Origin of the sequence: Ruegeria sp. (genome assembly GCF_028066395.1) — a bacterium.
Lineage (GTDB): Bacteria > Pseudomonadota > Alphaproteobacteria > Rhodobacterales > Rhodobacteraceae > Ruegeria.
Window position 1 is genome coordinate 2986 of sequence record NZ_JALCBM010000035.1, and the last position, 10127, is coordinate 13112.

Annotated in this window: 12 protein-coding genes; 4 read left to right on the forward strand and 8 right to left on the reverse strand. The window is 60.2% G+C overall.

What is annotated here, in order from left to right; all coding sequences use genetic code 11:
- Both lpdA and glyA read right to left on the reverse strand, forming a co-directional pair.
- Positions 1–1267: dihydrolipoyl dehydrogenase (gene lpdA / locus MPJ51_RS12160; RefSeq protein ID WP_298386808.1), on the reverse strand; the 1267-nt coding region annotated here is incomplete at its 3' end.
- A 10-nt stretch (positions 1268–1277) separates the two neighbouring features.
- Positions 1278–2531 carry a serine hydroxymethyltransferase gene (glyA, locus tag MPJ51_RS12165; RefSeq protein ID WP_298386810.1) on the reverse strand — a complete coding sequence of 418 codons (1254 nt, stop codon included), beginning with the start codon at positions 2529–2531 and terminating at the stop codon, positions 1278–1280.
- Between the two features lie 147 nt (positions 2532–2678).
- Here glyA and MPJ51_RS12170 point away from each other — a divergent pair, with 147 nt between their 5' ends.
- Positions 2679–3281, forward strand: a complete 603-nt coding sequence (locus MPJ51_RS12170; RefSeq protein WP_298386812.1) for an XRE family transcriptional regulator — start codon at positions 2679–2681, stop codon at positions 3279–3281.
- A gap of 37 nt (positions 3282–3318) precedes the next feature.
- Here the strand turns inward: MPJ51_RS12170 and MPJ51_RS12175 are convergent, their stop codons facing one another.
- Entirely contained in the window at positions 3319–4653 is a 1335-nt protein-coding gene (locus MPJ51_RS12175) for a uroporphyrinogen decarboxylase family protein (protein WP_298386815.1), read from the reverse strand.
- Positions 4654–4780: 127 nt separating this feature from the next.
- Here MPJ51_RS12175 and MPJ51_RS12180 point away from each other — a divergent pair, with 127 nt between their 5' ends.
- The gene (locus tag MPJ51_RS12180) at positions 4781–6271 is read left to right on the forward strand and encodes a PLP-dependent aminotransferase family protein (RefSeq protein ID WP_298386818.1); all 1491 of its coding nucleotides are present in this window, start codon (positions 4781–4783) and stop codon (positions 6269–6271) included.
- Between the two features lie 48 nt (positions 6272–6319).
- Here MPJ51_RS12180 and MPJ51_RS12185 read toward each other — a convergent pair whose 3' ends face one another.
- Positions 6320–6751, reverse strand: coding sequence for a PACE efflux transporter (locus MPJ51_RS12185; protein WP_298386821.1), 432 nt, complete (start codon positions 6749–6751; stop codon positions 6320–6322).
- A 119-nt stretch (positions 6752–6870) separates the two neighbouring features.
- On the opposite strand from MPJ51_RS12185, the gene MPJ51_RS12190 reads away from it, so the two are divergent.
- Positions 6871–7347, forward strand: coding sequence for a MarR family transcriptional regulator (locus tag MPJ51_RS12190; protein WP_298386824.1), 477 nt, complete (start codon positions 6871–6873; stop codon positions 7345–7347).
- A gap of 112 nt (positions 7348–7459) precedes the next feature.
- Here MPJ51_RS12190 and MPJ51_RS12195 read toward each other — a convergent pair whose 3' ends face one another.
- Together MPJ51_RS12195 and MPJ51_RS12200 are read right to left on the reverse strand one after the other, a co-directional pair.
- Positions 7460–7750 (reverse strand): YiaA/YiaB family inner membrane protein, encoded by a 291-nt coding sequence (locus tag MPJ51_RS12195; protein WP_298386827.1) that lies wholly within the window; start codon positions 7748–7750, stop codon positions 7460–7462.
- 41 nt (positions 7751–7791) lie between these two features.
- On the reverse strand, positions 7792–8493 hold the full coding sequence (locus tag MPJ51_RS12200; protein WP_298386830.1) for a PspA/IM30 family protein: 702 nt from the start codon (positions 8491–8493) through the stop codon (positions 7792–7794).
- Positions 8494–8604: 111 nt separating this feature from the next.
- On the opposite strand from MPJ51_RS12200, the gene MPJ51_RS12205 reads away from it, so the two are divergent.
- Positions 8605–9186 carry a TetR-like C-terminal domain-containing protein gene (locus tag MPJ51_RS12205; RefSeq protein WP_298386834.1) on the forward strand — a complete coding sequence of 194 codons (582 nt, stop codon included), beginning with the start codon at positions 8605–8607 and terminating at the stop codon, positions 9184–9186.
- A gap of 28 nt (positions 9187–9214) precedes the next feature.
- Here MPJ51_RS12205 and MPJ51_RS12210 read toward each other — a convergent pair whose 3' ends face one another.
- Entirely contained in the window at positions 9215–9916 is a 702-nt protein-coding gene (locus MPJ51_RS12210; RefSeq protein ID WP_298386837.1) for an RNA polymerase sigma factor, read from the reverse strand.
- Positions 9913–10127 (reverse strand): plastocyanin/azurin family copper-binding protein (locus tag MPJ51_RS12215; RefSeq protein ID WP_298386840.1); only part of this gene is annotated, 215 nt, incomplete at its 5' end. The genes MPJ51_RS12210 and MPJ51_RS12215, both read right to left, overlap by 4 nt.

The window sequence follows — 10127 nt, forward strand, 5'->3', positions numbered from 1 at the left end:
TGGCCAGCACCAGTTCGGCAATCAGATCGCCGCCATGCGCGCCGCAGATATGCGCACCCAGGATCTTGCCAGAAGGATCGGCCAGAACCTTGACGGCCCCATCGGTTTCACCCGTGGAGCGCGCACGTGAATTGGCCATGAAGGCGAACTTGCCGACCGTGTATTCAACCCCGGCCTCTTTCAGCGCCTCTTCGGTCTGTCCGACCGAGGCGACCTCGGGGTCGGTGTAAACCACGCCCGGAACGGTGTCGTAATCCACATGGCCCGCCAGCCCGGCCAACATCTCGACACAGGCGACGCCGTCTTCTTCTGCCTTGTGGGCCAGCATCGGGCCGGGCACGCAATCGCCGATGGCATAGATGCCGGGGACGGAGGTGCGGAACCTGTCATCCACCTGAACAAATCCGCGCGGGTCAAGAGCTATCCCCAATTCTTCCAGCCCCAACCCGCGCGTGACGGGGCGGCGTCCGACGGCGATCAGGACCTTGTCGGCCTCGATCACCTCTTCCTTGTCTTTGCCGACCCGATCCAATGTCAGTGTCAATCCGGCGTCGGATTTGACCACCGATGTCAGCGCGCGGCCCAGCTGGAATTTCAAACCCCGCTTTGACAGGGCGCGCTGTGCCAGTTTGGCGATCTCGCCATCAATGCCGGGCAGGACCCGGTCGAGATACTCGACCACGGTGACCTTGGCGCCCAACCGGGCCCAGACCTGCCCAAGCTCCAGCCCGATCACACCGGCACCGACGACGACCAGATGATCCGGCACCGTGTCCAGCGCCAGCGCGCCGGTCGAGCTGAGGATGTCTTTCTCATCAATCTCGATCCCCGGCAGCGGGGTCGGTTCCGACCCGGTGGCGATCAGGATGTTCTTGGCCTCATAGACCTGATCCCCGACCTTGACCTGCCCATCGGCGGGAATGCTGGCCCAGCCTTCGATCAGATCGACGCCGTTTTTCTTGAACAGAAAGGCGATGCCCTTGGTCAGATCACCGACGATCTTGTCCTTGCGCCCCATCATGGCGGGTATGTCGATGCTGGCCCCCTCGACCGAAATGCCATGGGAGGAGAGATGAGCAATCTCGGCATATTTGGCCGAGGAGGTCAGCAACGCCTTGGACGGGATACAGCCCACATTCAAACATGTCCCGCCAAGAGCCCCGCGCCCTTCAACGCAGGCAACTTTCATACCCAGCTGCGCCGCGCGGATTGCGGCGACATATCCGCCCGGGCCGCCCCCGATGACGATGAGGTCATAGATGGTCATTGGTCTTCCCTCAGTAGATCGGATGGTTTGCGCACAGGGCGCGGACTTTGGTGCGGGTATTGCGTTCGACGGCCTCGTCCCCGTCAGGCGACTGGGCCAGAGCGTCCAGAACGTCGCCGATCAGGTGACCGATCTGGGTGAATTCCTCGGGGCCGAACCCACGGCTGCACCCGGCAGCGGTGCCCAGACGGATGCCGCTGGTCACGGTGGGCTTTTCCGGATCACCCGGGACGCTGTTCTTGTTGCAGGTGAACCCGGCGCGTTCCAACGCGGCCTCGGCATCCTTGCCGGTTACACCGATCGGGCGCAGGTCAACCAGCATCAGATGGTTTTCGGTGCCGCCCGAGACGATGTCACAGCCACGCGCCATCATCACATTCGCCAATGCCGCGGCGCTGTCGACCACGCGCTGCATATAGGTTTTGAATTCCGGCTTCAGCGCTTCCCCGAAGGCGACTGCCTTGGCGGCGATGACATGCATCAGCGGGCCGCCCTGCAAACCGGGGAACACGGCGGAGTTGATCTTTTTCGCCAATGCCTCGTCATTGGTCAGGATGATGCCTCCACGCGGGCCGCGCAGGGTCTTATGGGTGGTCGAAGTCACCACATGCGCATGCCCGATGGGCGAGGGGTGCAGGCCGGTTGCCACCAGCCCCGCGATATGCGCCATATCGGCCAGCAGCCATGCGCCAACCGTATCGGCGATCTGGCGGAACCGGGCAAAGTCGATCTTTTGCGAATAGGCCGAGGCACCGGCAATGATCAGCTTGGGTTTCTCAGCTTTGGCCAGCGCTTCGACCTGATCATAATCGATCAGGCCCGCATCGGTCAGACCGTATTGTACCGGACGGAACCACTTACCGGATTGCGCCGGTTTCGCGCCGTGGGTCAGATGGCCACCCGCGTCCAGCGACATGCCAAGGATCGTGTCACCGGGGCTGAGCAGCGCCAGCTTGACCGCGCCATTGGCCTGCGCGCCGGAATGCGATTGCACGTTGGCATATTCACAGCCGAACAGCTTTTTCAGCCGGTCGATGGCTTCGGCTTCGACCTCATCCACATATTCGCAGCCACCGTAATAGCGACGGCCCGGATAGCCTTCGGCATATTTGTTGGTCAGGACCGATCCCTGCGCCTCGATCACCGCCTGCGAGACGATGTTCTCGGACGCGATCAATTCGATCTGTTCGGCCTGCCGCACGCCTTCCCGCGCAATTGACGCGGCGATCACCGGGTCGCTGTCCAAAAGCGATGTTGTGAACATGATCTCCTCCTGCAGCACCGAATCCTGTGTACGAAACTTTGTTTCCAATAGTGGAATTCGTGCAAACTAAGCAACACAATTCTCATTTTTGTGAAGTTGTAGAGTTAAGGGGAAATCGGTTACCCTTGATAAAACAGGGAGATTTCCATGGGCGATGAAAGCCGAACTGATGCTGTGGGGCTGGAAGATCAGGATGATGGGGCGGTTCTGGGCCGGTCCATCCGGGATGCGCGCCGCGCCAAGGGCTGGACTTTAGAGGAAGCGGGGCGTGCTGCGGGAATCGGTCGTTCCACCCTGTCCAAGATCGAGAACAATCAGACCAAACCAAGTTTCGACATCGTCCGCCGCCTGACGCAGGCGCTGGAGCTGAGCACGCCGCAGTTGTTCCTGCAATCCGGCCAGCCCGGGATGGCCGGGCGGCGCGACTTTACCGCAAAAGGGCAGGGCGAGACCCGTGATACCCCCACCTATCTGCATGAATTGCTGTGCCCGGAACTGACCAGCAAGCGGATGCTGCCTTATATCGCAACGATCAAGGCACGCGATATTTCCGAGTTCGACACCTGGATCAGGCATTCGGGCGAAGAGTTCATGTATGTGCTAAGCGGCGAACTGATCTTTGTGTCGGAACATTACCGCCCGCTGCCGATGAAGGCGGGGGACTCGTTGTATTATGACAGCGGCATGGGGCATGGCTGCATCTCGACCAGCAAGGAAGATGCCCGGGTGCTGTGGGTGTCGCTGGAATAGCGGCCGGGCAAAGTGTGACCTTACCCGGCCTTATGTGTCAATCAACCGCTTCCGACACGGCCTTTCGGGTGAATGTCGGGCAGTTCTGAACCTCATTCAGGATCAGTTCGACCAGTTCGAACTGGGACTGGCCGTTGACGTCCTCGAAATAGATATGGCTTGGCCAGGACTGGCCCACGTGGTTGTCTTCGGGCAGATCGACCGTTTCACAGACCCGCCGGATCGCGGCCACAAAGGATTTCGCTTTTGCCGCCGTCTCGGCCTTGGTCGCGTTCAGATCCTCGATACTGTTGCGGTCAATCTCGGGTGAGCCGATGCCCACGGTCAGCGGCATGTTCCGCGCAATCGCCTGTTCTTCGTAGAAAGACACATCCACCTTGTCGGCCTCAAGTCGCATGATGAACAGCGGGTTCACGCTGACCTTGGCGTCGGTCAGGGCCAGCAGCTTGGACCGGTCCGCTGTCGGGGTCTCCGCGCTGACCGCGCCGCGCCGCCGGGCCGCGCGACCTTTTTTCTGCACCTCAGCCACGAAATCGCCGCGATAGTTGTTGTCGAACACCCGGTCCGCATAGGGCTTGTCGCGCAGCATGTGCCGGATCGAGCGGATCGACATGTTCATGCAGTTTTCAGGCCCGATGAAAAAGGGCGACCCCGACGCATCCGACAATTCGACCCAGCCATCGGGGAAGACCTCGAAATGGTGATCCATCCACGGGGCCAGCACCGTGTCGCCCAGATGATCCAGCAGCGCGTTGACCTCATCGGGGTCGTTGACCACGTCGGCCAGCAGCGGTTCCTGCCCGTAAATATCGGCGGCCAGGCTGTAGGGCGCGGAAATCTGCAAGGTTGGCGCGGCCCCGGTCAGTTCCTGTGCGACGCGCAGGATGTTGTCGATGGCCTTTGGCGCGCCGGTGGTGAAATCCGGCGTCTTCAGATCGCGCCAGTTTTCCCTGTTGATCAGAACCTCATCGGGATCGGCGCCGGGTGGAAACTTGTCGGGGTACATCATCACCTGACCCAGCGGCTCGCACGTCCAGGCATAAAGCGCCCAGGTGATGTAGAACTTGTCGACCCCCAGCAGGCGGGTCACCGCGAAATTCGCCCGCACATAGCGATAAGGGTCTTCGTGGTAGTATTCTTGCGATTCAATGCCATAGAGGTCATGCAATATCGCCAGCCCCAGCATGTGGACCGAAGCGGTCGAATGCACGCGGTCCGATGGCGCGGGACGTTTGAAATCCGCGTCAAACTCACCGGCGATGGCGGCGTCGAAAACCTGCTTCATCTCCTGCTTGGCCTGCGCATCTCCGGTCTGCCAGCGCTGCAACAGGTGCAGGCCCGAGGGAAAACTGTAGGTCTCCAGATCGCTCATGTTCGGACAACGCTCCTGATCAAAAGTCCAACCATCTGAGATGGGGCTGTTGGAACAGTTATTCTGAAATGGAATGATGAAATATACCCAATAAGAAAGATTCTTTATACCCATTGGAAAGGACGCCATGCCCAAATCCCCCGGAGGAGCCTTGCTGCACGGGTTCAGCATTGACCGAGAGGCGCCAGTGCCGATCTACCGACAACTTGACGCCGCCCTGCGCAAACTGATTTTGAATGGCACCTTGCTGCCAGCGCAAAAGCTGCCCTCGACAAGAGAGTTGGCCCAGGATCTGGGCGTGTCGCGGATCACGGTCAAATCGGTCTATGAACAATTGGTCGCCGAAGGCTATGCCGAGGCCAGAACCGGGGCGGGGACCTTTGTCTCGCATGGATTAGAGACCGACAGCGCCCCGAACTACCGCGCCCCGCGCCGTCGGTCGCAAACGCCCGCGGTTGAACCCACCGCCCGCGCGCGCGAGATCATGGCGACCCGGGCCACGGTCCGGCACGGGGTCATCGATGGCTTTCGACCCGGTGTTCCGGCGCTGGACCTGTTTCCGGTGAAGGTCTGGAACAAATACTTCAATGACGCGATGATGGTCGAGGATCGCCGAAACCTCGGCTATGGGCAGACCCATGGCAGCGCCGATCTGCGCGCCGCAATCTCGCGCCATCTGCGGGACGCGCGGGGGATGCAGGTGGATGCGTCGCAAATCATCATCACCTCGGGTGCGCAGCAGGCTTTTGTGCTGATTGCTTTTGTCTTGCTGCGTCAGGGCGACACCGTATGGTACGAAAATCCGGGCCATATCGCCGGTCGTGACGTGATGCGTATCATGGGGGCCAATGTGGCCCCGGTTCCGATTGACCGGGAGGGTATGGATATCGATCATGCCATCGCCCGCCATCCCAAACCCGCTGTCATCTTCACAACCCCGTCGCATCAGCAGCCGCTGGGCACGACCATGTCCCTTGTCCGGCGCCTGAGCCTGCTCAACTACGCGCAGGAAAATGGCGCGTGGATCATCGAGGACGACTATGACAGTGAGTTCCGGTATCGCGGGCGGCCCTTACCGGCCCTCAGCGCGCTGGATACGGATCGGCGGGTTTTCTATGTGGGGACCTTTTCGAAATCGATGTTTGCCTCGATCCGTCTGGGCTATGTCGTTGTCCCCCCGGGGCTTGCCGACACGTTCGCCAAGGCGCGCAGCCTTTTGGGGCAGAACTCGGCCGCCATGGTGGAACATGCCATGGCCCGGTTCATGGAGGAGGGGCGCTTTGTCGAACACATCCGCAAAATGCGCCGTGTCTATCGCGACCGGCGGAATGTGTTGCAAGACTGCCTGACGCGGGATTGTGCGGATCATCTGGAGCTGCAACCGACGGATGCGGGCATGCACATGCTGGCCTGGCTGAAAGGCGGGATCGATGACCAGACAGCCCATTCCGCTTTGCTGGATGCCGGGATCGAATCCTTGCCCCTGTCCGTCTACGCAACCGGTCCCATTGAACACCCGGCGCTGGTGCTGGGGTTTTCCGGCGTCAGTGAAAACCGCATTCCGAAACTGGTCAGGCGGATGTCGGGGGTTCTGGAGGGATTGCGCCACAGCGGGTGACGCAACCTGCATGCTCCGACCCCGACGACCTGCCGGCCAAACAGGATATCAGGCCGCCCCTTCCTGAAGGCGCGGCACTGGGAAAACCTGATCATATGCCCAATTGAACACATAAGCGTAGATCAGGAAGAACGTGGAAAAGCCAAGATCAAGGATCAGAGCCTCAAGATAGCCAATCGACAACCACCATGCGGTCAGGAAGATTCCGGCAATCAGCATCACGGCTTCAAATAGAATCGCGTGAAGGCTGCGAATGCCCACGCCCCGCGGGGCCATGTTGCGGTATTTCCGGTCCCACAGATCGAAGAGCAGATTGAACACAAAGTTCCACACCATCGCCAGGATGCTGAACATCACCGACAGAATCCCGATGCTTTCCATCGAATGGCCTGTGATCGCGCTGCCCGCCACCGATACGATGACCAGCGCGATGCCCTCGAACATGAATGTATGACGGAGACGATCCCCGAAGCTACGCATGGTTTATCTTCCCAGAAAGATGTTTCCGCCCATCTAGGGATGATGTATCTTTCTTGCAAGATAAATTTTCAGGGAATTGGCGGAACGTGACCGACAGGCTCTCACTTGAAGAAATATTGATGCAGATCCGGCAGAACTGGCCCGAGGCTGAAACGCCGGAAACCACGGCTATGTTGGGTATTATCCGCCTGCGCGATATCGTCATGGATGCCACGCGCCAACTGGCAGCGGATTTCGGTCTGACCCAGGCCGGATTCGAAGTGCTGACCACCTTGCGCGCCCAGCCGGAGCCCCGGCGTCTGACACCGACCGAACTGTATCGGGCGGTTCTGATCACCTCGGGGGGCATGACCAAGGTGCTTAAACAGCTGGAAAGCGAAGGTCTGATCACGCGCGAGGACGACCCCAACGACCTGCGCAGCCGTGCCGTGGTTCTGACCGAAGCGGGCGCCCGTCAGGCCGAGGCCGCCATGGCCGCCGTAAACGAACAGGACAAACGCCTGCTTGGCGGTGCGCTTTCAGATGACCAGATCAATCGCCTTGTCACGGTGCTGTTGCAAACCGCGAGGCGCGTAGAGGGCGCGGGCATCACGTGACGCCAAAACTTGTGGCCATTCGGCAAGGTCGGCTGATCAACGTGTTAAGGCTGGGGGTTGCCAATGATGCCACCCCCAGCCATGCGCGCCAGTCGCGGCGCGATGTCAGTCTTTACGAGGCGATACTGTCGCCGACCTCTTTCAGCAGCTTTTCCGTCTTTGCATCCTCGATCCGGTTGTGCAGCCGCTGGGATTCTTCGCGGTCCCGCAAGGTTTTGGTGATCGAAACGGTGGTGTGCACCAGCATCAGCGCCGACATCGAGTAGAAGCCCTTGGCTGCAAAGCTGGCTTCGAGGAAGTAAATCCCGCCCGCCATCATCGCCGCTGCGACGATGAATGAGACGATGGTGAACATGTTCCATGCGTTGGACTGGGGCAGGTTCAGGCTTTCTTCGGTGTTCATGATACTATTCCTTTTCTTTGTAAGTTGATTTTGGTTTGGGTTCAGTTCGATTTCGACTTGCCGGATTTCCGGGCCTTCTTCTTCAGCCGCTCCAGCACCTCATCCGCGCTGGACCGCAGGGGTGTGCCACATCCGGCCTCGGCCAGACGATCGCGGATGTTTTCCGCCGATCCGGTGGCCTCAAGCTCGGTCATGGCGCGGGCTGTGGCGTCCATTTCGCTTTGACGTTCCTGCAGGCGGTGCAAGGTGTCCTCGGCCTCGCGCAGGGTGGACAGGCCGCTGTCGGGGGCCACTTGCTGCAGGCGCTGGGTCTTGTCCGTCGCGGTGGCCAGACGCTGACCGCGCTGCAATTGCCGCAGCCGGGTTTCGGCCTCGCGCAGGACGGTGCGCAGCCGGGCGATTTCAGTGTCGAACCGCGCCTGCGCCTGGGTCGAGACATCCCGCTCGGCCTCAAGATGGGCGATGGTTTCGGCGGCGTCCTGGGCCAGGTTTTCGCGGTTTTGATCCAGGGCGGCCAGGGTGCGGGTCTCAAGGTCCGCGATCTGCCGGGTCAGCCGGTCATGCTGTTTCTTTTCCTGTTCGTTTTGCGCCATGGCCACGGCGACGGCCTTGCGCGACATCTGGACGGCATGGGCGCAATCGCGGATTTGCTGACGCAGGATCGGCAGGGCGTGGCGGTCGGTGACGGCGGTTGCCGCCTCATGGGCCCGGCCCCGTAGCAATGTGGCAAACTGTTTGAACATCTTGGGCTCCTCATTTATGAACATTGTTCATGAGGCGACTATGCAGCGATACTGAACATTGTTCAATAAAAAATGAACGATGTTCAAAAAAGTGAAGTGAAAGAGGTTTAAGTGGCTAAAACAAAAAGAGAAATCCTTAAAGAAAACCTTCTGAATGCTGCTGAATCACGGATTGAATCAGACGGGTTGGCCGCATTGCGCGCCCGTGATGTCACCAAGGATGCGGGCTGCGCACTGGGTAGCCTGTACAATGCGTATGAGGATCTGGACCTGCTGATTCTGGCCGTGAACGCCCGCACCCTTGGGCGGTTGCATGCCACTTTGCAGGAGGCCGCCGCCGCCCGCCAAAAGCCCGAAGACAAACTTCTGGCCCTTGCCATGTCCTATCTGGATTTCGCCGCTGATAACCTGACGCTTTGGGCGGCCTTGTTCGATCACCGAATGCCATCCAACGTGCCGGTGCCCCAATGGCATCTTGATAATCATACACAGCTGATCGGTGAAATCATCGGGCCTTTGGCCCAACTCTACCCGGATCTGGATGAGGCGACACTGACCCTGCGCGCGCGGACGGTCTTTGCCGCGACCCAAGGGATTGTCAGACTGTCGCTGGAGGGGCGCTTTGTTGCGCTGGACCCGGACTCTGTCCGGGCAGAGCTGTCGGCGTTTTTACGGCAATACCTGAACGGATAACGGGGTGGCCCGGTCAAATCCGGGCGTGTCACGTATCCCGTTGAGCCTTCAACTGGCTCAGCACCCGGTCCGTCAGAATTGCGCAGCGTTTGCCGCCAAAAGGAAAGATGACCTCGAACCCGCCCCGGACTTTCTGTTCGATCCGGGACCGCAACCGGCGGCGTGCCCGGAACAGGCGGGTTTTGACCGTGATCGGATTGATCTGCAACGCGCTGGCGATGGCGGATACGCTCATCCCTTCGGTTTCGCGCAGCAGGAAGGGCAGGCGGAATTCGGGTGGCAATTCGGAAATGGCGGCCTCTAGCAGCCCGCGCAATTGCGTGCGGCCCAGGGCGGCTTCGGGAAGCTCGGTCATCTGGCCGGGAAATGAAAGCACATTTGGTGGGCAGGTTTCGTCGACCGTGTCGTAGAATTCGACATGGTGCCCACGTCTGAGATGCATATGAGCGGCGTTGATGACGATCCGGGTGATCCAGGTGGAAAACCGGGCATGGCCGAGAAATCCGTCCAGTTTGCTGAAAGCGGACAGGTAGGCCTCTTGCAGAACCTCTTCGGCCTCGCTGTCGCTGTCCACAATACCACGCGCCACGCGAAAAAGGCGCGGATTCAGGCGGCGGATAAGTTCACCTGTTGCCTCTTCGCTGCCCTGTTTGGCAGCGGTGACCAGATCGGCCTCTGGCAAGTCGGTCGCCGATTGCGTGGTGTGGTAGAGGTCTGTCTGCCGCGTCACGATCCGCCCTCCGGTCTCAGGATGCCTTCGTCGATGATCCGGTTGACAGGGGGCAGGGCGGAGAGAACCTGTTCGGAGACATCGCTCTGATCCGTTGCACTTTCTTCCCAGCCTGCATCGTCGGGGGTGCCGACGACGATCCGGCCAACCATCGCCGCCGCCTCATGCGGCAGGCAATAGTAATCATACACGCCAGGGATGGTCAGGTGGA

Bases quoted from the DNA above. Each gene is read 5' to 3' on its own strand.
- MPJ51_RS12180 (WP_298386818.1), top strand. From the start codon at position 4,781: ATGCCCAAATCCCCCGGAGGAGCCTTGCTGCACGGGTTCAGCATTGAC.
- MPJ51_RS12185 (WP_298386821.1), bottom strand. From the start codon at position 6,751: ATGCGTAGCTTCGGGGATCGTCTCCGTCATACATTCATGTTCGAGGGC.
- glyA (WP_298386810.1), bottom strand. From the start codon at position 2,531: ATGTTCACAACATCGCTTTTGGACAGCGACCCGGTGATCGCCGCGTCA.
- MPJ51_RS12200 (WP_298386830.1), bottom strand. From the start codon at position 8,493: ATGTTCAAACAGTTTGCCACATTGCTACGGGGCCGGGCCCATGAGGCG.
- MPJ51_RS12175 (WP_298386815.1), bottom strand. From the start codon at position 4,653: ATGAGCGATCTGGAGACCTACAGTTTTCCCTCGGGCCTGCACCTGTTG.
- MPJ51_RS12190 (WP_298386824.1), top strand. From the start codon at position 6,871: ATGCAGATCCGGCAGAACTGGCCCGAGGCTGAAACGCCGGAAACCACG.
- MPJ51_RS12170 (WP_298386812.1), top strand. From the start codon at position 2,679: ATGGGCGATGAAAGCCGAACTGATGCTGTGGGGCTGGAAGATCAGGAT.
- MPJ51_RS12195 (WP_298386827.1), bottom strand. From the start codon at position 7,750: ATGAACACCGAAGAAAGCCTGAACCTGCCCCAGTCCAACGCATGGAAC.